This window comes from Kordiimonas sp. (assembly GCF_048260245.1).
Lineage (GTDB): Bacteria > Pseudomonadota > Alphaproteobacteria > Sphingomonadales > Kordiimonadaceae > Kordiimonas.
On the sequence record NZ_JBLXGZ010000027.1, the window covers coordinates 1 to 21839 of the forward strand.

General features: G+C 55.8%; 20 protein-coding genes and 1 riboswitch. Of the genes, 8 read left to right on the top strand and 12 right to left on the bottom strand.

Translation table 11 applies throughout. The annotated features are described in order from the left end of the window. Positions 1-524: 23S rRNA (adenine(2030)-N(6))-methyltransferase RlmJ (rlmJ, locus tag ACN0VM_RS13105; RefSeq protein ID WP_417451339.1), on the top strand; the 524-nt coding region annotated here is incomplete at its 5' end. 12 nt (positions 525-536) lie between these two features. Here rlmJ and ACN0VM_RS13110 read toward each other — a convergent pair. After that, on the bottom strand, positions 537-1100 hold the full coding sequence (locus ACN0VM_RS13110; RefSeq protein WP_417451340.1) for a glutathione peroxidase: 564 nt from the start codon (positions 1098-1100) through the stop codon (positions 537-539). A gap of 185 nt (positions 1101-1285) precedes the next feature. Here ACN0VM_RS13110 and ACN0VM_RS13115 point away from each other — a divergent pair, with 185 nt between their 5' ends. Together ACN0VM_RS13115 and putA are read left to right on the top strand one after the other, a co-directional pair. Continuing rightward, positions 1286-2395: an NADH:flavin oxidoreductase gene (locus ACN0VM_RS13115; protein ID WP_417451341.1), complete on the top strand. Its 1110-nt coding sequence runs from the start codon at positions 1286-1288 to the stop codon at positions 2393-2395. 263 nt (positions 2396-2658) lie between these two features. Further along, on the top strand, positions 2659-5823 hold the full coding sequence (gene putA, locus ACN0VM_RS13120) for a bifunctional proline dehydrogenase/L-glutamate gamma-semialdehyde dehydrogenase PutA (RefSeq protein ID WP_417451342.1): 3165 nt from the start codon (positions 2659-2661) through the stop codon (positions 5821-5823). 50 nt (positions 5824-5873) lie between these two features. Here putA and ACN0VM_RS13125 read toward each other — a convergent pair whose 3' ends face one another. Further along, positions 5874-6965 carry a PA0069 family radical SAM protein gene (locus ACN0VM_RS13125; RefSeq protein ID WP_417451343.1) on the bottom strand — a complete coding sequence of 364 codons (1092 nt, stop codon included), beginning with the start codon at positions 6963-6965 and terminating at the stop codon, positions 5874-5876. Between the two features lie 210 nt (positions 6966-7175). Here ACN0VM_RS13125 and ACN0VM_RS13130 point away from each other — a divergent pair, with 210 nt between their 5' ends. Beyond that, positions 7176-7766, top strand: a complete 591-nt coding sequence (locus ACN0VM_RS13130; protein WP_417451344.1) for a MarR family winged helix-turn-helix transcriptional regulator — start codon at positions 7176-7178, stop codon at positions 7764-7766. Positions 7767-7772: 6 nt separating this feature from the next. Here the strand turns inward: ACN0VM_RS13130 and ACN0VM_RS13135 are convergent, their stop codons facing one another. The 4 genes from ACN0VM_RS13135 to ACN0VM_RS13150 all read right to left on the bottom strand — a co-directional run bounded on the left by ACN0VM_RS13135 (position 7773) and on the right by ACN0VM_RS13150 (position 11542). After that, on the bottom strand, positions 7773-8450 hold the full coding sequence (locus tag ACN0VM_RS13135) for a nitroreductase family protein (RefSeq protein WP_417451345.1): 678 nt from the start codon (positions 8448-8450) through the stop codon (positions 7773-7775). Between the two features lie 64 nt (positions 8451-8514). Beyond that, complete coding sequence (locus tag ACN0VM_RS13140) at positions 8515-9648, bottom strand: ABC transporter permease (RefSeq protein ID WP_417451346.1); 1134 nt, start codon at positions 9646-9648, stop codon at positions 8515-8517. Further along, positions 9645-10577 carry an ABC transporter ATP-binding protein gene (locus ACN0VM_RS13145; protein WP_417451347.1) on the bottom strand — a complete coding sequence of 311 codons (933 nt, stop codon included), beginning with the start codon at positions 10575-10577 and terminating at the stop codon, positions 9645-9647. The genes ACN0VM_RS13140 and ACN0VM_RS13145 overlap by 4 nt, the downstream gene beginning before the upstream one ends. Beyond that, positions 10574-11542 (bottom strand): HlyD family secretion protein, encoded by a 969-nt coding sequence (locus tag ACN0VM_RS13150; protein ID WP_417451348.1) that lies wholly within the window; start codon positions 11540-11542, stop codon positions 10574-10576. The genes ACN0VM_RS13145 and ACN0VM_RS13150 overlap by 4 nt, the downstream gene beginning before the upstream one ends. 179 nt (positions 11543-11721) lie before the next feature. Here ACN0VM_RS13150 and ACN0VM_RS13155 point away from each other — a divergent pair, with 179 nt between their 5' ends. Continuing rightward, the gene (locus ACN0VM_RS13155; RefSeq protein WP_417451349.1) at positions 11722-12345 is read left to right on the top strand and encodes a TetR/AcrR family transcriptional regulator; all 624 of its coding nucleotides are present in this window, start codon (positions 11722-11724) and stop codon (positions 12343-12345) included. On the opposite strand, the gene ACN0VM_RS13160 is transcribed toward ACN0VM_RS13155, so the two are convergent. From ACN0VM_RS13160 to ACN0VM_RS13185, 6 genes are all read right to left on the bottom strand, one after another. Then, entirely contained in the window at positions 12346-13545 is a 1200-nt protein-coding gene (locus tag ACN0VM_RS13160; protein ID WP_417451350.1) for an EAL domain-containing protein, read from the bottom strand. It lies immediately after the preceding gene. A gap of 137 nt (positions 13546-13682) precedes the next feature. Beyond that, a complete protein-coding gene (gene gcvPB, locus ACN0VM_RS13165) occupies positions 13683-15215 on the bottom strand; it encodes an aminomethyl-transferring glycine dehydrogenase subunit GcvPB (RefSeq protein WP_417451351.1) in 1533 nt (510 codons plus the stop codon). Continuing rightward, complete coding sequence (gcvPA, locus tag ACN0VM_RS13170) at positions 15215-16564, bottom strand: aminomethyl-transferring glycine dehydrogenase subunit GcvPA (protein ID WP_417451352.1); 1350 nt, start codon at positions 16562-16564, stop codon at positions 15215-15217. Before gcvPA ends, gcvPB begins: the two co-directional genes overlap by 1 nt. Positions 16565-16663: 99 nt before the next feature. Further along, the gene (gene gcvH / locus ACN0VM_RS13175) at positions 16664-17035 is read right to left on the bottom strand and encodes a glycine cleavage system protein GcvH (RefSeq protein ID WP_417451353.1); all 372 of its coding nucleotides are present in this window, start codon (positions 17033-17035) and stop codon (positions 16664-16666) included. Positions 17036-17060: 25 nt separating this feature from the next. Further along, positions 17061-18194, bottom strand: coding sequence for a glycine cleavage system aminomethyltransferase GcvT (gene gcvT, locus ACN0VM_RS13180; RefSeq protein ID WP_417451354.1), 1134 nt, complete (start codon positions 18192-18194; stop codon positions 17061-17063). Between the two features lie 154 nt (positions 18195-18348). Further along, a riboswitch (glycine riboswitch) is annotated at positions 18349-18449 on the bottom strand. Positions 18450-18603: 154 nt separating this feature from the next. Continuing rightward, positions 18604-19110 (bottom strand): hypothetical protein, encoded by a 507-nt coding sequence (locus ACN0VM_RS13185; protein ID WP_417451355.1) that lies wholly within the window; start codon positions 19108-19110, stop codon positions 18604-18606. Between the two features lie 312 nt (positions 19111-19422). Between ACN0VM_RS13185 and ispH the strand changes: the two genes are divergently transcribed. From ispH to rnhA, 3 genes are read left to right on the top strand one after another with little or no spacing between them, the layout of a single operon-like run. Continuing rightward, positions 19423-20379, top strand: a complete 957-nt coding sequence (gene ispH, locus ACN0VM_RS13190) for a 4-hydroxy-3-methylbut-2-enyl diphosphate reductase (protein WP_417451356.1) — start codon at positions 19423-19425, stop codon at positions 20377-20379. Beyond that, positions 20379-21338, top strand: coding sequence for a homoserine kinase (gene thrB / locus ACN0VM_RS13195; protein WP_417451357.1), 960 nt, complete (start codon positions 20379-20381; stop codon positions 21336-21338). Before ispH ends, thrB begins: the two co-directional genes overlap by 1 nt. After that, positions 21328-21777: a ribonuclease HI gene (rnhA, locus tag ACN0VM_RS13200; RefSeq protein WP_417451358.1), complete on the top strand. Its 450-nt coding sequence runs from the start codon at positions 21328-21330 to the stop codon at positions 21775-21777. Before thrB ends, rnhA begins: the two co-directional genes overlap by 11 nt. Positions 21778-21839: the final 62 nt, after the last annotated feature.

The following is a 21839-nucleotide window of genomic DNA, read 5'->3' on the forward strand; positions in this document are numbered from 1 at the left end:
TCCTGACTGAGCTACACCCCGGCGAATTTCAGCATCTGCTTGATAATCTAAGCCATTTCAAATCCATTGAAATGCGCAAAACCGACGGGCTGGAATTTATTGCCAGGCTGACAAAACCACACCACCTGCGCGGTGTTGTGCTGGTCGACCCACCTTATGAACTCAAAACAGAATACCACGACGTGACCCGCACTATAATGCGGGCGCTCAACAACTGGTCATCAGCGACCTACCTCGTGTGGTATCCAATCCTCGCTGACGGGCGGCATAAACAGATGGTGCGTTCCCTGCTGGCGCTTGGTGGCACTTCGGCATTTGAGTCACAGCTTATGGCGCCTGAAGATATCGCCGGTCACGGTATGAAAGGGTCAGGCCTGATCCTGCTCGGTGCGCCGGGCGATTTTGAAGAAACCCTTATCACCGCAATGGCCGAAATGAAGGATCTGATGTTCGGCCCAGGTGCAGGAGAGCACATCATTTCGAAAGGGCAGCCCATTCAGGCTACCCATCTCTTTACCACTTAACTTGACGCGCAGTCACCGGCCTGAAGCGCTTAGAGCTCTTTCCACGGCGGCTTTCAGCTCATCTGACCCCGGCTTTACCTTGCTGGAGAAATACGCGACCGGATGGCCGTTTTTATCGATCAGATACTTATGGAAGTTCCATTTTGGGCGGCTTTCGTCACCCATTTCCTGCGCAAGCCATTCGTAAACCGGCGCGTTTTCAGGCCCGCCCTTAACGACCATTTTTTTGGTCATGGGAAAATCTACCTGAAAATTCACCTTGCAGAAGTTTTTGATATTCTTCTCATTGCCCGGCTCCTGATCGCCAAAGTCATTGGCTGGCACGCCAACGACGACAAGGCCTTCATCGCGGTATTGTTCCCAAAGTGCCTGCAGCCCTTTATATTGAGGAGTGTAGCCGCAATAGGACGCTGTGTTCACGAGCAACACAGCCTTTCCCTGATACTGGGAAAGAGGCATGTCCGTATACTCAATTGATGTAACGGTAAAATCATGCAGGGATTGCTCGCCGTCTGCGCTGGCAGGGGCTCCCGCCAAAAATATGGCCGCGGCGGCCAGAAGTGATTTAAATTGCATTAGCGCCTCCTCCTAAACAAATTGATTACCCCACATATATCCCGCGCGACACATAAACAAAAGGGCCTGACGCAAGCGTGAACGCTCCTTCCGTACGCAAAGGACTTGAAAGCAGATCATCAGGCCCTAACTCTTGCACGAGCCATATTACCGCCGGCGTGTCCGGCAAAGCGAAGGATGTATTGATGACAGCTAGTGCTGCACCGCTTTTCAAACCATTTGACTTCAAGAGCCTGCACCTTGAAAACCGTGTTGTAATGGCGCCGATGACGCGCACCTTCTCTCCGGGCAATATACCGAACGATCTGAATGTTGAATATTACCGCAAGCGCGCGGCGGGCGACGTTGGCCTTATCATTACCGAGGGAACCTGCGTAGGCCACAAAGCGGCCAGCGGCTATCCGAATGTGCCCTTTTTCTATGGTAAAGAAGCGCTTGAGGGCTGGAGAAAGGTGGCTGAGGCTGTCCATGCAGAAGGTGGCAAAATCATGCCGCAACTTTGGCATGTGGGCGCCGTACGCCGCCCAGGCGTTGAGCCTGACCCGGATGTACCCGGCTACGGGCCATCGGGCATGGTCGCCAAAGGCAAGAAAAAATGCCACGAGATGACAGAACAAGATATCGCAGACGTCATTGACGCTTTCGCGCAGGCAGCCGAAGATGCCAAAGCCGTTGGCATGGACGGTGTCGAGATTCACGGCGCTCACGGTTATCTGATCGATCAGTTTTTCTGGGGTGACCTTAACGAACGGAGCGACAAGTGGGGCGGTAACGCAGTTGAACGCACCCGGTTCGCGACAGAAATTGTCAAAGCGATCCGTGCCCGTGTGGGTGCAGACTTTCCTATCATATTACGCTGGTCTCAGTGGAAAATGCAGGACTATAACGCCAAACTTGCGGGCAACCCGCTTGAGTTAGAGCAATTCCTTGAACCGCTGGTCGATGCGGGTGTGGATATTTTCCATTGCTCCACGCGTCGTTTCTGGGAACCCGAGTTCTCAGGCAGTGACCTCAATCTGGCCGGTTGGACCAAGAAACTGACAGGCAAACCAACGATCACAGTTGGCAGCGTCGGCTTGGATGCCGCCTTTACCGAGGAAGGCACCGCAGGCTTCGCCGAAGCCCAGCCCGCAAGCCTGGAGCAACTCGTATCCCGTATGGCCAACAATGAATTTGACCTTGTCGCTGTGGGGCGCGCCCTGATTGCCAACCCTGACTGGGTCAAAAAGGTAGCGGAAGAACAGCATGATAACATACTGCCCTATACCAAGGACATGCTGACCAATTTAGCGTAAACACCAAACATTACATCAAATCGTCAAGGGGCTGCCAACGTGTGGCCCCTTTTGTATGTTCTAAAGAGAATCATTGTAAAATCGGCACAGGCCACACTTGCCGATGGTGAACCCGGCATTTGCTAAACTGTGGTTTTCAGCCTTTGTTGCAGCGCAACATAAATTATGCTTCTCCGCGCATTTTTTTGTCGTTAAGGGGGATTTAGATCCAAGCGTGGATTGAGAAGTAATCTATAATCGAAGTGTGGTAGAAGGAGCCAAATATGGCCAAGCTTCGCATAAGCCCCGCGCCTGCACATAACCGTGTGACGGCACTGGCTGCTATTAATAACGCATTCCTCGCAGATGAGACAGCCGCTGTACAGTCGCTCATCGAAAACTTTCCCTTAAACACGGAAGCCCGTGAAGAGATCGTGGTCAAAGCCTCCGCTATCGTTGCGCAGTCGCGGGCGATGAAGGAAGCACAAGGCTCCCTCGACGCATTTCTTGCCGAATTTGGCCTTTCCAACCAGGAGGGCGTTGCGCTTATGTGCCTCGCCGAAGCTCTGCTGCGCATTCCAGATGTAGAGACACAGGACAAACTGATTGCCGAAAAAATAAAATCTGGCAACTGGGCGTCGCACAAGGGCCATTCAGACAGCCTGTTTGTCAATGCATCCACATGGGCATTGATGCTGACAGGTGAAGTGGTACGCCTTGACCGCGCCATCACCAAAAATCCCGGAAAATGGATGACATCGCTTGTCTCCCGTACCGGCGAGCCCGTCATCCGCAAGGCCGTGATGCAGGCAATGAAGATCATGGGCAAACAATTTGTCTTTGGCCGGACCATCAAGGAAGGCCTGACGCGCCAGAGCAAACAGCCCGCCGAAAGCAAGATGATGAGCTTCGATATGCTCGGCGAAGGTGCGCGCACCATGGAAACAGCCGACCGCTATTTCGAGCTGTACAAAGATGCCATTGATGCAGTTGGCAAAGCGACGAAGGAAGACGGCAAAGACCCGCACGACCGCTCGAGTATTTCCATCAAGCTGTCTGCCCTGCACCCCCGCTATGATGAGGTAAACGAAGAGCGCGTGATGGACGAACTGCTACCGCGCGTAAAAGAGTTGGCAGCACAGGCCAAGTCCTACGACATTCAGTTGACCATCGATGCGGAAGAAGCTGACCGGCTGGAAATTTCCCTGCGTATTATCGAAAAACTTGCACAAGACAGCGCGCTCAATGGGTGGGAGGGCCTTGGCCTTGCCGTGCAGGCCTATCAGAAACGCGCGCCTTATGTAATCGACTGGCTTGTGCACCTCGCCCGCGAAAGTGGTCGCAAGTTTGCTGTACGTCTGGTCAAAGGCGCCTATTGGGACACCGAAATCAAGCACGCGCAGGAGTTGGGGCTTGAGGACTACCCGGTATTCACTCGCAAGCAGGCAACGGATATCAGCTATATCTATTGCGCAGCCCGCATGCTTGAAGCACAGGATGCGATCTACCCTCAGTTTGCCACCCACAACGCACACACAATCGCGGCTATCGCAGAGATGGCAGGTGACAAACGGTATGAGTTCCAGAAGTTGCATGGCATGGGGTCGCTCCTGTACAAAGCGGCGGGCCGCGTGGCCGGCAAGCCTATCCGCACGCGCACCTATGCACCCGTGGGCTTACATGAAGACCTGCTGCCCTATCTGGTACGTCGCCTGCTTGAAAACGGCGCAAACTCCAGCTTCGTGAACCGGTTCATGGATGCAGATGTGCCAGTGGAAGAGGTCGCTGGTGACCCGATCAGCTCAATCAAAATGGCGCCAGCGCTAAGGCACACACTTATTGCCAAGCCCGAGGACATATATGGCGATGAGCGCAAAAACTCTCGTGGCTGCAATCTATATGACCGCTCGCAATCCGCGCCGCTTGCCGACGCGCTCGCCCGCCAGGCTGGTACCGTATATAAAGCCGCCTGTATCATCGGCGGCAAGGATGTTGGCGGAGAGCAGAATAAAGTGATCAACCCGGCAAACACCAAGCAAGTGGTGGGCACCGTACGCGACGCTCGTGAAGAAGACCTTGAAGCCGCGATCACCAAGTCCGAAGCCGCACAGTGGGACTGGAACCGCCTCGGCGGTGCAAAGCGCGGCGAAATCCTCAGGGCAGTCGGTGACAAGCTTGAGGAAAACCGCGATCTTTTCACCGACCTTCTTGTACGTGAAGCCGGCAAGACCCTCAGCGATGTCATTGCGGAAGTTCGCGAAGCCGTCGATTTCTGCCGCTATTATGCCGCCCGCGCGGAGCAGCATTTTGCAGGGCCCGTGGTGTTGCCCGGGCCAACGGGCGAACGTAACCGTCTGTTTCTGGGTGGGCGTGGTACTTTCCTGTGTATTGCCCCTTGGAACTTCCCGATGGCTATTTTTGCAGGTCAGGTTGCTGCGGCGCTGGCCGCCGGTAACGCCGTGGTCGCCAAGCCCGCAGAACAAACCCCGCTGGTTGCTTACCATGTGGTGAAAATCTTTCATGAGGCGGGCGTGCCGGTGGACGTATTGCATCTTATCCTGGGTGAAGGATCAAAGGTTGCTGCACCGCTTGTGGCGGATGATCGCATTGCGGGCGTGGCTTTTACCGGCTCCACCGCAACAGCTAAAATCATCAATCGCGCGCTCGCAGACCGGGACGGGGCCATCGTTCCGCTCATCGCGGAAACCGGCGGTCAGAACGCCATGATTGTCGACAGCACCGCCTTGCCTGAGCAGGTTGCAGATGATGTCATCCAGTCTGCCTTCGGTTCTGCCGGACAGCGCTGTTCCGCGCTTCGTGTCCTGTTTGTGCAGGACAGTGTGGCAGACAGGGTGATTGCGATGCTGAAGGGGGCGCTGAAGGAGCGTGTTGTGGGCAACCCGGCACTTCTCACTACAGACGTCGGCCCGATTATTGACGAAGAGGCCCGCGACAGGCTGGCCGAGCACTGCGAACGTATGGAAAAAGAAGCCAAGTTGATCGCCTCAGCAGAGCTGGGCGAAGACACCAAAGACGGCACCTTCCTCGCACCGCGCATCTTTGAGCTCGAAAGCCTCAGCCAACTTGAGGACGAGCAGTTTGGCCCTGTCCTGCATGTGATCCGCTTCAAGTCAGGGGCAATTGATGACGTGCTGGCGCAAATCCGCCGAACGGGATACGGCCTCACGTTCGGATTGCATTCGCGCCTTGAAAGCCGCTGGCAGGAACTGTTTGAGAAAACCCGCATCGGCAACACCTACATCAACCGCAACATGGTTGGTGCTGTTGTAGGTGTTCAGCCCTTTGGGGGCGAAGGCCTTTCAGGCACGGGACCCAAGGCTGGCGGGCCACACTATCTTTTCCGTTTTGCGGCCGAACATTCCCTGACCATCAATACCGCAGCCGTTGGCGGCAATGCGGAACTGTTCAGCATGGATGAAAACGGCTGACGCGAGACGCCGTAAGCAAAAAAGAAAAGGCCGGGAACAACCCGGCCTTTTTAGTGGGCTGAAGTTTTGTCAAACAGATTGAACTGGCCACCACGGAGCACCGGAGCACGGAACTGGCTTACGTCCAGCGCTTCCCGATCCGGGTTCAGTTTCAGGCGGCGACACAGATTGCGAAAACGCTGGTCCATCAGTTCGGCTTCAAGACCTTTACCCTTCATCCGGTGGCGGAAGCGCGCGTCATTGACCTTGCCGTCCCGCATGTTACGCAACCTGCCCAGCACACGCGTCTTCCGGTCCGGGTAATGCTCCTCAAGCCATTCCTCAAACAAGCCACCAAGCTCAAGCGGCAGGCGCAAGAGGATATAATTGGCATAGCGCGCGCCCGCATGCGCGGAAGCCGCTAATACCTCCTCCATCTCATGGTCATTAAGCGCGGGGATCACCGGCGCAAACATCATACCTGTCGGCACTCCCGCATCAGATAACAGCTTGATGGCATCCAGACGCCTCACGGGTGCGCTTGCACGCGGCTCAAGTGCTCGGGCCAGCTTTCGGTCAAGCGTGGTAACCGAAAGCGCCACGCGCACAAGCCCCATCTCCGCCATCGGCACGAGGATATCCATGTCGCGTACCACCAGACGGGATTTTGTAAGGATGGTTACCGGGTGCCGGTGTTCATACAGCACCTTCAAGACTTCCCGTGTGATACGATGGTCTTTTTCTATCGGCTGATAAGGGTCGGTATTAGTGCCCATGGCAATGGGTTTCACCTGATAGCCCTTTTTGCCGATTTCCTGCTTGAGAAGTTCAGCCGCATTGGGTTTAGCGAACAATTTTGTTTCAAAATCCAGCCCTGCTGACAGCCCCATAAAGGCATGGGTTGGGCGCGCAAAACAATATACGCAACCATGTTCACAACCCCGGTAAGGATTGACCGAGCGGTCGAACGGGATATCCGGCGACTTGTTGCGCGCGAGGATGTGTTTGGCATGTTCTTCCTGTACCTCGGTTTTTATCGACGTCTCCGGGATGTCTGATAACCAACCGTCATCCACCCGCTCCCGCGAAAGCTTCTCAAACCGCCCGCTTGCATTTGACACAGCGCCACGCCCCCGTGCCAACCACGGCGATGGCTGGCTCATCGCCGCGTCTCGCCCCTCCGAACTGATATGTCTTCTACCTGTTTCCATATGTCCATTATACCACAAGAACAAAAAGAGAACAATATCAATGATAGCGCGACGTCAACCCTTGCGCAGACCAATAGAAAATCAATAATTACAGTGAGATACCAATATTGACTTGCGAAAACATCGCTTTGAAAAGCGAAAAAGCGCTGATACAAAAGATCCATGAAAAAATTTGATTTACCGCCTGCACGGAAGCGTTATTTTACGCTGACGGAACGACTTCAGGACCCGCTGGACCTGATGTCGCATGTGCCATTCCGCATCGCGACCGCAAGCAACCTTCTCGCGCTGAACAGGGACCTGAGTGTCCGGCAATATGTCGATCTTGACGTGCGGGAAATGCGGGTATTGATCAATATCGGCTCCTATATGCCGATCAAATCCGCTGACATCGCATACCAAAGCCGCATGGACAGCTATACAGTCAGCCGTGCGGTAACAGCACTCCGGAAAGCGGAGCTGGTTGACTTTGAGCCAGCACCCACAAGCAAAAAGGCAAAAAACCTCGTGCTCACGGCCGAAGGTGAAGTCGTCTATGGCAAGATCGTCAGTGTGATTGAGAACCGCGCCAACCTTCTGGACGACGTATTGAGCCAGGACGAGAAAGCCCTGCTTTGTGACATGCTGGCGCGGATCGAAAGCAAAGCCGAACAACTCATGGCACAATATGCGCTGGACCAGCAGCGGCAAGGCGTTGAACTGCCCGCAGACCAGAAAGAGCTGATCCGCTGGTACAGGAAAGGCAACCGATAGCCGCCATCAAAGGATTGTGACAATATCCTCAAATGGTTTTTTAATCGTAGAATGCACCGGAATGGTTGCACCTGCCGCCGGATAACCTGCCACCAGCAGAATATAGGCGCGTTCATGCTCAGGCCTTGCACATATCTCGTTGAGGAAATTCATCGGCTTGGGTGTATGCGTGAGGGTGGCGAGCCCGGCGTTATGGAGCGCGGTAATAAGAAAGCCGGTCGCAATGCCCACAGATTCCGCGACATAATAGTTCTTGCGCGTCATGCCTGTCTCTATCCCGCCCCGCCGCTGCGCAAAGATTGCAATAAGCCACGGCGCCTGTTCAAGATATGGTTTGCTGGCATCAGTACCGAGCGGCGCAAGGGCATCAAGCCATTCATCACCGGCTTTACCCCCGTCATAAAAACCGCGCTCTTCCTGTTCCGCACGAAGGCGCACTTTTGCCTTAATGTCCGGGTTACCAATCAACGCAAAATGCCAGGGTTGGTGGTTGGCCCCACTCGGTGCCGTGCCTGCTGCCCTGATACAATCCTCGATGACCTCGCGCGGTACTGCTCGGTCGGAAAACTCCCGCACAGAATGTCGGCGGCGAATATCCGCGAGAAAATCGGCGGCTCGCACACGCATTTCATCGGGCGCATATTCGCGGTAGTCCGGCAACGGGATGTTATCATGAGGCTGCATACATCACTCCCTAAAGCACTGATATAGCTAGATTCATATATAAATATTATTGCATATGCAATAACTAGTCGAGAGTTTGACGGTACCGTGTCATAGCAATAGCCACTGCGATAATCAGGAATGCCAGAATGCCCAGCATGTCAGCTCCGATATCGGCAAACCCACTCCCCTTCAGCAGGATACCGCGCGCAATACGCAGGAAATGCGTAAGCGGTAAAGCCTCCCCCAGGACCTGTGCCCACAGGGGCATGCCACGAAACGGGAACATGAAACCGGACAGCAAGAGCGATGGCAGGAAGAAGAAAAAGGTCATCTGCACCGCCTGCAACTGGTTTTGGGCGATAGTGGAAAAAGTAAACCCTACCGCCAGGTTCGCGATCATGAAAAAGATCGTCGCAAGCGAGAGCAAACCAACACTGCCCTCCACCGGCACGCCGAACAGAAATGCCGCCGCCACCAGAATTATTGCCGCCTGCACGTAGCCGACAATGACATAGGGCGTGATCTTGCCCAGCATTACCTCCGCCGGACGAACAGGCATCGACAACAGGTTCTCCATCGTGCCGCGTTCACGCTCCCGCGTGACAGCAAGGCCGGTGATCATGACAAGGGTCATGGTGAGCACCACGCCCATAAGGCCCGGCACGATATTATACTGCGTGATATTCTCCGGGTTATAGCGCCGATGCACAATCACCTCAAAAGAGGGCTCGGGTTCGTGCGGGCTACCACTCACCCCTTTCAGGTCACGTGTGAGCGCTCTTGCCGTGATCTGCTGCAAGGCACTGATCGCGCTGCCAGTAGCCACCGGATCTGTTGCGTCTGCCTCCACAAGAATAGCAGGTCGCTTGCCAAGCACAAGATCACGCGAAAAGTTTGGCGGTATCGTCACCGCAAACTGCACCTGCCCCCGCCTGAGCATACGGTCGACGGCGGCGCCGTCCGCCTGTGTGACAATCTCGAAATAGCCCGTATTGACAAGAGCCGCCGTAAATGACCGGGTGTATATCGTACTTTCCGCAGAATAGATCGCGGTTGGTAGCGCTTTTGGATCTGTGTTAATGGCATACCCAAACAAAATAAGCTGGATAAGCGGTACACCAATCATCATGCCGAGCGTCGTGCGGTCACGCCGCATGTGGTTGAACTCTTTCATCAGCATGGCACCAAGGCGCGTGAAGGAAAGAAGCCGTCTCATTCGAAGTTATCCTTCGAGCCTGTTGTCAGGTGAATGAATACATCTTCGAGGGTGGGGCTTGTACGTTCCCACGTAATGTCAGGCCCATTCCTGTATGGCGCGATCGCTTTTTCAAGCGCGGCCTCATCTGTACCGCTCACGTGTAGTTTGGCGCCAAAAGCAACTGCGGACGCCACACCGTCCTGCCCCCGTAGCCGCCCTGCAAGCTTGTCAGCCTCGCGCCCATAGGCACGCCATGTATAAAGCTCGGTGTCCTTTATAATTTCTTCCGCCGTGCCCGACGCAAGAAGCTTGCCGTAGGCTATATAGACAATCTCATGGCAGCGCTCGGCCTCATCCATATAGTGGGTGGACACAAGGACAGTGATGCCCTCGCCTGCAAGGGTGTGAATTTCATCCCAGAATTCACGTCGCGCCTTGGGGTCAACCCCGGCAGTAGGTTCATCGAGAAGCAGAAGCCGTGGCTCGTGTATGATGCAGGCACTGAGCGCCAGCCGCTGTTTCCAGCCACCGGAAAGCGTGCCGGTCAACTGGTTGCGGCGCGCCCAAAGGCCGAGGTCCTTAAGCGCCGTATCCACACGGCTTGTAAGGTTGTCCATCTCGTACAGGCGGGCAACAAAATCAAGATTTTCGCGGATAGTCAGGTCTTCATACAGGCTGAACTTTTGGGTCATGTAGCCTGTCTGACGCTTGATCAGCGGCGCCTCGCCCCTGAGATCAAGCCCGAGGCAGGTGCCGCTACCCTCGTCCGGTGTCAGCAAGCCACAGAGCATACGCAGCGTTGTTGTCTTGCCGCTGCCATTGGGGCCTAAAAAGCCAAAAATCCTGCCCTTGGGGATCTTTAGGGAAAATCCGTCGACAACCCGGCGTCCTGCAAACGTTTTTACAAGGCCTGAAACATCAATCGCGAGTTCTGGCCCCGCGTTCATTTTACCCGCTCCACTTCAATGGGAATGCCCACAGGTAATATCACACCACTTTCAGGTTGCGCTTCAATGAGGAAAACAAGCTTCTCCCGGCTATCCGCTGAATAAATCACCGGAGGGGTATATTCAGCTTCAGGCGCAATATAGCTCACACTGGCGCGCAAGCCTGCCTCGCAGCCATCGCATATGAAGGCCATGGACTGCCCGATACTGATTTTGGAGATATCCGCCTCCGGCACAAAAAAGCGTAACTTGCGCTTATCGTCAGGCAACAAAGTAACAACCGACTTATTGGCCGGCACCCATGCGCCCGGCAGAAAGTATGTATCCAGCACAAGCGCCTGCACCGGCGCAACGGGGGAGAGTTCCAGCAGCCGTCTGTTTGCCTTGGCCACAATGGCTTCAGCCTCCTTTACAGCTTGCTGTGCAGCGTTTAGCTGGTCCTGCCGTGCTGGCAGATTCGCCACTTCAAACGACTGTCGGAGCGCCGCAAGTCTTGCACTGGCCTGATCATAAGCCGCTTGCGCGTCATCAAACCCCGCCTGCACAAATGCTGCACTACCAGTTAGTTCCTGTTGGCGTTTGAGGTCTTGCCCCGCGTTCAAAAACGCTGCCTCTGCCTCGCGTATCTCGGCAAGTCTCACCTCGAGCTCTTCTGTCCGAGCGCCTTTGCGGCGGTCAGCGAGTTCAGCCCGAGCGCGCTCGGCGCTGGCTTCTGCCTGTGCGATATCCGCCAGCGCGGTGGTTCTATCAAGGGAGAACACATTTGCCCCAGCCTCGACCCGTTGGCCTCGCGCAACATTTAAGGAAGCAAGTGCCCCGGAAACCGGCGCAGACAGCTCGATATACTCGCCTTCGACATAACCTGGATATATCGCACCGTCCGTCTCCAGCCTCTTCATATACCATGCGGCTGCGGCAACGGAGCTTGCGATGAAAAGCACAATCAGAAAACGGACAACCCTCATTACCGGCCTTTCTTATAGGGAACAGAAAGATGGCGCAGCTTTATATGCGGCACTTTTACCCCTTCTGGTTTCCGCACCTTTGCGGTGCTTGTGACGACGTGCCGATTTTCCTCGCTGAAGGACTCGGGTCATGCATTATATGCTTGATATTAATTAATTAGTCAATTAATTTAAAATCCATGAGCACATACGAACCCAAACGTCGCCGCGCAGGCCGCCCGAAAGATAATAGCGAAGACCGCCGCAAACGCCTGATCGAAGCGGCCGGACCGATTTTTTCGCAGCGCGGCTACGTCGCCGCCAAAATTCCTGAACTGGCGAAAGCCGCTGATGTGACACCTGCGATGGTACACTATTATTTCGGTGGGAAGGACGGGCTGCTGCAGGCTGTGTTTGACGCGGCCTTCACGCCCCTTATTGAAAAGTTGGATCAGCCCTCCACGCTGGAAGAATGGGTCATCACCTTCCATGATCACCTGTTGGGACGGCGCTGGATACCGCACCTGCTAATCCGCGAGGTGATTATGGAAAGCGGCCACCTGCGGGATCATTTTGTCGCTGCTTTTGCGCCGCGCATACTCGCCAAATGGCTGAGCTTATTTGCCCATGAGAAGGCTGGCGGGCGCATGCGCGCAGACGCAGATGACCTGCGCCACACAGTGCTTATCATGGGAATGTTGGTTTATCCGTTTGTGGTGGCACCGCTTAGTGGCATCCTGAGCGATAGCCCCTTTGGTGATGAGCAGATGCGTCAGTTCCGCGACGATGCGGTGCGGCTGTTTTTCAAAGGTGCCAGAGGCTGACTAGCTATCAAGGCCCGGGATTGTGATCACCCCGTCCCTGTAATCCTCAAACCAGATAAGGAATTCATCCGCTGTCATCGGCTTGGCCAGAAGATAACCTTGTGCATAATCGGCCCCCAGCGCACGGACAATTTTAAGCTGTTCTTCCGTCTCAACACCTTCACAGGTGCAACGCAATTCAAGCTTGTGAGAAAGCTCGATCGCAGACTGGAGAATAATACGCGCGGTCTCATCTTCCCCGGCCCGACTGATAAACATGCGGTCGACCACGATCTCATCAAACGGGATAGTTTTAAGCCGCATGAGCGAGGCAAAACCGGTGCCGAAATCATCCAGCGACAGGCCAAAACCGCGCAAGTTCAACCTTGACAGCACTTCAAGTGGTACGCGTACATCTACGTCGAGGTCGGCCTCGGTCACCTCAAGGCGCACCATGCCGGGATCAACTTCAAACTGTTCAGCAAGGCCCGTCACGACATCGGCAAAATCCGGCTTGCGAATATTGTCGCTCGCGACATTGATAGACAGCGCGACCTCAAGCCCCTGCTTCCGCCACCTGCCCTGCTGCTGCATCGCCAGTTCCAGCATACGGTAGGTCAGCACATCCATATGGCCCTTTTCTTGCGCCGCCTTGATCACAGCACCCGCGCCAAGATAACCGCCATTTGGCGCGCGCCAACGCGCAAAAACCTCAGCCCCTGCAAGCTTGCCTGTCCTGAGATCAATTTTTGGCTGAAAAACCGGCGACAGGCCGTCGGTCATAAGCCCGCGCATAAATTCGCTCTCTGCCAACACAGTTTCAGTTCCCGTGCGGCCCTGTGTACGGGTGTCGGCGACATCGCTCAACATATGCAGCAACATATCCTTGTCGACCGGTTTCGTGAGTGTACCCAAAAGGTTGATGCTGTAGGCCAGCGCCAGTTCCTTGGCGGCCTGAAGTGTGCGGGCATCATGCCCGGTAAGCAAGATAACCGACGGGTCCCACTCCAGCTCTGAAATTACGCGGATAAGGCCAAAGCCATCCAGCTCTGGCATGGCGAGGTCTGTGACAATCACATCATAGCGCTCAGTTTTAAGCAGATCCAGCGCCTGTGCGCCGCTGTCAGCGCCCGCGACCATATTATCGCTACCCTGCAGGTAACGGATCAGCAAATCCCGCATGGTTGCCGAGTCATCAACAACGAGAATACGCTTGCTCACAGATACTCCTCCCTCATCGCGGCCATACGCTATCACCAAAGGGTTAACGGACCAAGAAGGAAACTGGCCTGAAAGTACAAAACCACCCGCGACATTTGCGAGTGGTTCTGCAATTCTCTCAAAGGCTTACGCCCGAATTATTCTGCTGCGAAGCGCAGGATCGGCTGGCGCGCAGCTTGTGTTTCGTCAAGGCGGCTCCACGGTGCGTGATAAGGTGCACCCTCAAAACGCTCAACCTCACCTGCTTTCGCCGCTTCCGCGAGACCGCGCATGGAGCGGATAAACTGGTCCATGTTGGTCTTGCTTTCACTTTCCGTCGGCTCAATCAGCATGGCACCGTGCACCACCAGCGGGAAGTACATGGTCATCGGATGATAGCCTTCGTCGATCATGGCTTTGGCGAAATCGAGTGTGGTCACGCCAGTATCCTTAAGGAAGCGATCGTCAAACAAGGCTTCGTGCATGCACGGCCCCTCATAAGAAGCGCTCATCACGTCCTTCAGCGAAGCCAGCACATAGTTGGCGTTCAGCACCGCATCCTCAGACGCCTGCTTTAGACCGTCCGAACCATGGCTCAGCATATAGGAAAGAGCGCGCACATACATGCCCATCTGTCCCTGAAAAGCTGTCAGTCGGCCAAAGGATTTGCCTGTCTGATCTTCCACAATGTCAAAGCCGCCGTCCGTTTTTACGACATATGGCACTGGAACAAAGTCCTTGAGCGCGTCGGAGAAGACCACCGGCCCAGAGCCCGGCCCACCACCGCCATGGGGGGTTGAGAAGGTTTTGTGCAGGTTGATGTGCATGGCATCCACACCGAGATCACCTGGGCGCGCCTTGCCAACGATAGCGTTAAAGTTGGCGCCATCGCAATAGAAGAAGGCGCCGGCTTTGTGAATCTCATCCGCGATTTCACGCACTTCATTTTCAAACAAGCCACAGGTATTCGGGTTGGTGATCATCACCGCCGCAACGGTGTCATCAAGCGCAGCCTTGAGCGCCTCGAGGTCAACACGGCCATTATCCTTCGCCGGGATCGACTTCACCTTGTAACCGCAGAATGCTGCCGTTGCCGGGTTAGTGCCATGCGCCGATTCGGGGCACAGGACTACCTCTCGCGCATCACCGCGGGCTTCAAGCGCCGCGCGGATGGCCATCACGCCACACAACTCACCATGCGCCCCGGCCTTGGGGCTGAGGGCTACGGCGGGCATGCCGGTCAATGTCATCAGCCAGTGGCTTAGCTCATCCATCAACTGATATGCGCCCTGCACCGTACCTTTAGGAGCCAGTGGGTGGATATCACCAAAGCCCGGCAGACGCGCCATTTTCTCGTTAAGGCGCGGGTTATGCTTCATGGTGCATGACCCAAGCGGGAACACACCCATATCAATGCCATAGTTACGGCGGCTCAGGCGCGTGTAATGGCGTACTGTGTCCGGTTCCGCGAGGCCTGGGCAACCGATCTCGCTTTTGCGTTCAAGTCCACCGCAGGAAAGCTCAAGATCGCTCGTATCTTCAAAATCCACGCCTGTGGTCTCGGTCGTGCCCAGTTCAAAAATGAGTGGCTCGGCAAGGCGCAGCCCTACATGCCCTGAAAAACTTTCAAACTGCGTGCCATCACTGCCGCCTGTTGCAGCCGTTGGACGGCCCTGACTATTCATCGCCATTAGAGCACCTCCCCAAGCGCGCCCTTGAGCACGTCAATATCGTCCGCTGTTACGGTCTCGGTTGCCGCCATGATCAGCACATCGTCAAGCCCGTCACCCGCATAGAGGCGTGACGCAGGCACGCCCGCCAGCACGCCCCGCTCGGCCAATGCATCAACAACGCTTGCTGCGGCCTTCGGTAGCTTGACCGCGATCTCGTTGAAAAAGGCATGTGTCAGCACCTCAACACCGCTCACGCTTTGCACCGCGCCGCGCAGCGCTATGGCGTTACGGTGGTTTACTTTCGCCACCCCGCGCAGGCCTTTTTCGCCCAGTAGCGTCATGTGAATGGTGAAGGCCAGCGCGCAAAGGCCAGCGTTGGTACAAATGTTCGACGTCGCTTTCTCGCGGCGGATATGCTGCTCGCGGGTCGAGAGTGTCAGCACAAAACCGCGCTTGCCGTCTGCGTCCACTGTCTGGCCACAAAGGCGGCCCGGCATCTGCCGCACATATTTCTGATTGGTAGCAAACAGGCCAACATACGGTCCGCCGAAGTTCAGGCCGTTACCGATGCTTTGGCCTTCGCCAACCACAATGTCTGCGCCCATCTCACCCGGACTCTGGATCAGACCAAGGCTCATTACCTCAGTCACGACAACGATCAGCAGCGCCTTTTTGGCGTGCGCTGCTTCGGCCACCGGCCGCAGATCAAGCACATGACCAAACACACCCGGGTTCTGCACCACAACACAGCTTGTCTCGTCGTCGATCGCGTCGATAACGGCCTTCAACTCGGCTTCGGGGTCTGCGGGGTTGGGTTTCTGCGCCACGATTACGTCTTCGGTGTATTGCGTGGTCGTTTCCACCACCGCACGGTAGTGCGCGTGCAAGCTGCCAGCCATGATGGCCTTTTTTCGCCGTGTCACGCGGCGTGCCATCAGCACAGCCTCGGCACAGGCCGTGGAGCCGTCATACATCGATGCATTCGCCACATCCATGCCGGTCAGTTGCGCGACCTGGGTCTGGAATTCAAAGATATACTGAAGGGTGCCTTGGGCGATTTCGGGCTGATAGGGCGTATAAGCCGTCAGAAATTCACCGCGCTGGATCAGGTGGTCAACGCTTGCTGGCACATGGTGCTTATAGGCGCCAGCCCCCACAAAAAAGGGCACACTGCCTGCGGCCGTGTTTTTGCCAGCCATGCGTGAGAGGTGGCGCTCGACCTCCATCTCTGCCTTATGGCGCGGCAGGTCAATTTCCGGGTTCAGGACGGCGTTTGGCACGTCCTTGAAAAGATCATCAATATGGCGGACGCCGATTTTTTCCAGCATGGATTGCCGGTCAGCGGCCGTCAGCGGCAGATAGCGCATGCACCCAACTCCTTAAGTCAAGCGGCCCCGGTTGCGTGTAATGGGCCGCCATAGAGAAAACGCTGGCGCGGGTTCTTCCCGGCCAGCGCCAAACAGTCTTTACTCGAGGCCTTCGACGAACTCGTTATAGGCCGTCTCGTCCATCAGGTCGTCAAGGTCGCCAACGTCAGCGAGCTTCATTTTAAAGAACCAGCCAGCGTCAAGCGCCGCTGTGTTCACAAGTGCAGGTTCCCCCTCAAGTGCCTCGTTGACCTCAACGATGTCACCCGCAAGTGGTGCATACACTTCGCTGGCAGCTTTGACAGATTCTACAACGGCAACTTCGTCGCCCTTGTCGTAGGTCGCGCCCACTTCAGGCAATTCGACAAACACAACATCGCCCAATGCGTTTTGTGCATAGTCGGTAATACCAACGGTGGCGACATCGCCTTCCACTTCCAGCCATTCATGCTCTTCAGTGAACTTAATCATGGGCCTATCCTCCATAAATCCAGGCTTAAGATGCTTTTTTGCGCACGTAGCGCTGCTCAATAAACGGTGTTTTTGCGACTACGGCGGCATGCGCCTTGCCGCGGATCATCAACTGCACTTCTGTTCCCTCATCGGCAAATGCCTTGGGAACAAAACCCATCGCTACCGGGCCACCAACCGTGGGGCCAAAACCGCCCGATGTAACAGTCCCGATCTCGTTGCCGTCCGCGTCTGCGATCGGGGTACCTTCACGCGCTGGCGCACGCCCGGATGGCTTGAGGCCAACCCGAACCTTGGATGGGCCTTCACTGAGTTCCTTCAGGATGCGCGCCGCACCGGCGAAATCACCATCCTCGCGGCGCTTTTTACCCAGCGCGAATGTAACACCAGCTTCTACCGGGCTGATGGTTGCGTCAAAATCATGGCCAGAAAGGCACAGGCCTGCCTCAAGCCGCAGGCTGTCACGTGCACCAAGGCCAATAAGCTCAACATCGTCCGAGCGCAAAAGACGTTCGGCCAGTGCTTTGGCTTCGCTTTCGGGCACAGAAATTTCGTAGCCGTCTTCGCCTGTGTAGCCTGAGCGCGACACCCAGCACACCACGCCTTCAAGCGTGACAGCGGTTGCTTCCATGAAGCCGAGGTCAGCCACTTCGGGCGCCAGCTCTGCCAGCACGGCAACTGCCTTAGGGCCCTGCAGCGCGATAAGCCCACGGTCTTCAAGTGGCTCAACCGTGATCAGGTGGCCAAGTTTCTCTTCAAGAATGTCATAGTCTTTGTCTTTGCAGGCGGCGTTAACCACCACATACAGCTTGCCGTCCGCGTCATGGGTGCGGGTAACCATCAGGTCATCTTCAATGCCGCCGTCTTCATTGAGCAGCAACGTATAACGCATCTTGCCGGGCTTAAGCACCTGCAGGGCACCAGGCATCAGCTTTTCAATGGCTGCCGCAGGGTCAGACCCGTCTTTTGAGTGAATGAAACATTGCCCCATGTGCGACACATCAAAAAGCCCAGCCTTCTCGCGCGTGAATTCATGTTCTTTCATGATGCCCAGCGGATACTGCACTGGCATGGAATAACCAGCGAACGGCACCATCTTGCCACCTTGGGCGACGTGTAAATCATAAAGGGGGGTCTTGAGAAGTGTGTCGTCAGTCATCAGGGCGGCCTCCGCATAAGCAATCTGCCAGTCAAGACCGGCGTCAAGCCCCCTCTGTCACGGTACCTGAGAGATTTGACCAGAGCTACAAATGCAACCCGGCTTACCCCGTCGGTGAGCAACGCACGAGGCGGTGCTGCTTTCCAGAGGGTCACGTAGCCGTGCGGTCCTTTTGCCTGAGAGTTTCCGGGGCGGTTGCTCCTTCGGCGCTGACTTTCGGGTTACCCCGCAGCCAATCTCTCCCGCACAGGCGATGCAGCAAACCCCTAAGGGGCTGATGCGTGACCTGATGTGCCGCGATCATATGCAGGAGACAGGGCCCGGAGTCAATCGCGAAGGAACACTACAAGCAATTAAAAAGGGGCCCTGTGGCCCCTTCCTCAAACCCGCCTCACAAATGGCATGGGTCCTACCGCTCCATGTTAAACACAACGTCCTGTGCATCCATCTGGAAGCCGAGCAGCACTTCATAATTATAGCGCCGGGCCTGGGCAATGGTTGGGATATGTTGCGTTACCACTTCCTTCGAGCGGGCGAAGCCCTTGCTGTCAAAGCGCAGGGTAACCTCAAATACTTCCTTGGAGACGATCTGGCTGTTATCTTTCAGGATCGCCACGAAATATGGCAGGGTGATCTCGCGCCCCGAAAACGCCGGGCCAGCCGTCGCGCCAACGGAAAATTCTACGCGGGAATCGACTGCTTCTTCTTCGGTACACGATGAAATCACGTCCATAATAGAGGCTGTGTACATTACATCATCGGTGGAGCGTCCTTCGCCCTTAAACTTCGTCAGGGTATTCATATCGCCCACAACCGCAACGGCAGGGCAGCGCGAGACAACAACCTCAAGCGGACTTCTGTTACAGGCGGCCAATGTGAAAGCCACCACCGCCAAAAGCGCAAAACGAACCGACATCAAAAACCCTTTCAATAAATCACTTCTGCCGCAGCGACTTAGCTAAAAATCATCACCTGACCGCGCGGGATTTGGCGGCGATCATAAAAAGAACATGGCCCAAGCGCAAGCAGGCATCTGGTCACCACGATTTTCTTCTCAGAGACACCCCATGCCCGCGTTTACCCGGCATGTCGACTCTAAAAACGAAGGGTGGCAAAAATGGGGCTGGAAAAGCATGATTAAAAGCGCCGCAGGAAACACGCTGCGCCTTGACCCGCGCTTTCATGAAAGGTAGCTAAAGGGGGAATTATTCCCGAGGAGAAGATGCACATGGCATCGACGAACACCGCTCCACTGACCATACTGCTGGCCAACCCGCGCGGTTTCTGCGCGGGCGTTGACCGTGCAATCAAGATTGTGGAGCTCGCAATCAAGAAATTTGGTGCGCCCGTTTATGTGCGACACGAAATTGTCCATAACCGCTATGTTGTGGAAGCCCTTGAAGCGCAAGGGGCGGTCTTTGTGGATGAGTTGTCTGAAGTACCGGATGACGTGCCGGTTGTCTTCTCCGCCCACGGCGTGCCCAAGGCGGTCCCCGCCGAGGCCGAGGCCCGCAAGATGATATATGTGGATGCCACCTGCCCTCTGGTAAGCAAGGTGCACCGTGAGGTGGAACGCCACCAGTCCCGTGGCCGTCACATCCTGATGATTGGACACGCCGGGCACCCGGAAGTCATTGGGACCATGGGGCAGGTACCCGATGGGTCCATGACACTAATTGAGACAGTGGAAGATGTTGAACGCATAGAATTGGCTGACGCCAACCAGCTTTCCTTCGTGACCCAGACGACCTTGTCGGTGGACGACACGGCCGAAATTGTCTCGGCCCTTGAACGCCGCTTCCCCGGGCTGACCAAGCCGAAGAAGGAAGACATCTGCTACGCGACCACCAACAGGCAAGTCGCGGTGAAGGAAGTGGCCAAACAGGCTGACCGTGTGATTGTGATCGGCTCCCGCAACTCCTCAAACAGTCGCCGTCTGGTGGAAGTATCGGAAAAAGCGGGCTGCCCTGCACGCCTTGTGCTGCGCGCCGCCGATCTTGACTGGGACTGGATCGCGGGCGCGAAGTCGGTTGGCATTTCCGCTGGCGCCAGCGCACCTGAAATACTGGTGGAAGAAGTCATCGACGCACTTAAGGAACGGTATGACGCACGGGTCGAACTCATCACCACGGCGGAAGAAGATGTCACTTTCAAGGTGCCGCCGATTTTGAAGGACGTTGCCTGATGGCGGTTTATACCCAAGTGGATGACCGCACACTCGCTGAGTTTCTCGCCCAGTATGACGTGGGGGAAGCTATCAGTTTCAAGGGCATTGCCGAAGGTGTTGAAAACTCAAACTACCTGCTTGAGACCACTAAGGCGCGTTTCATCCTAACGCTTTATGAAAAGCGCGCGGACCCTGAAGACCTGCCCTACTTCCTCAACATGATGGAACATCTGGCGAGCCAAGGCGTCCCTTCCCCGCTGCCAATCCGCGACAACGCAGGCGATGCGCTCAAGACGCTTGCCGGCCGGCCAGCGTGCCTGATCAGCTTCCTCTCAGGCGTCAGCGTCAACCAACCAAGTCCGGATCAATGCGCCGCTCTCGGCGCCATGTTGGCACAAATGCACACAGCGGCCGACGGCTTTGACGAGGTGCGCGAAAATGACCTGTCACTCGGTGGCTGGCACAAGCTGGCGGACACCATCCGCGAGCGCGCGGATGAGGTATTGCCCGGCTTGAGCGCCATGATTGACAATGAACTGGCATACCTTGACGCGGCCTGGCCCTCGGACCTGCCGCGTGGCACCATCCACGCTGACCTTTTTCCCGACAATGTACTGTTTACCGGCGATCAAATCACAGGGGTGATCGACTTCTATTTTGGCTGCACCGATTATTTTGCTTACGACATCGCCATCTGCATCAATGCATGGTGTTTTGACGATGCTCAGCGTTTTGATGCCGCGCGTGCCAAACGCCTGACGGAGCTTTATGACATTCACCGACGCCTGTCCGGGGCTGAGGTTACCGCGTTGCCCGTATTGTGCCGCGGGGCAGCTTTAAGGTTCCTGCTTACTCGGCTTTACGACTGGCTGAACCCGGTCAAGGACGCAGTGGTAAAGCCACACGACCCGATGGACTATGTCCGCCGGCTAAAGTTTCACCAGCAAGTACGGGATGCGGCCGACTATGTTGTCTAAAAAAAGGCCGGTTGAGATATATACCGATGGCGCCTGTTCCGGCAATCCGGGGCCCGGAGGCTGGGGCGCCCTGCTCCTCTATGGTGACCATGAAAAAGAATTGACGGGCGGCGAGATGGCCACCACCAACAACCGCATGGAACTGACTGCCGCCATTGAAGCCTTGAATGCCTTGTCACGTCCCTGTCATGTCATGTTGCACACGGACAGCACCTATGTCCGCGATGGCATCACCAAATGGATCCACGGGTGGAAAGCAAAAGGCTGGCGGACAGCTGCAAAAAAACCGGTCAAGAACGCAGACCTTTGGCAGGCGCTTGACAGCGCCGTTACCCGCCATGACATCGACTGGATCTGGGTTAAAGGCCACGCCGGAGACCCTGGCAATGAGCGGGCGGACGCTCTCGCCAACCAGGGCATGGCGCCCTACAAACCTTAGGCTGTAGATCACATTATCAAAGCTTGTTGCTACCTCTGGTAATTGCTGATACCGGCCGATAT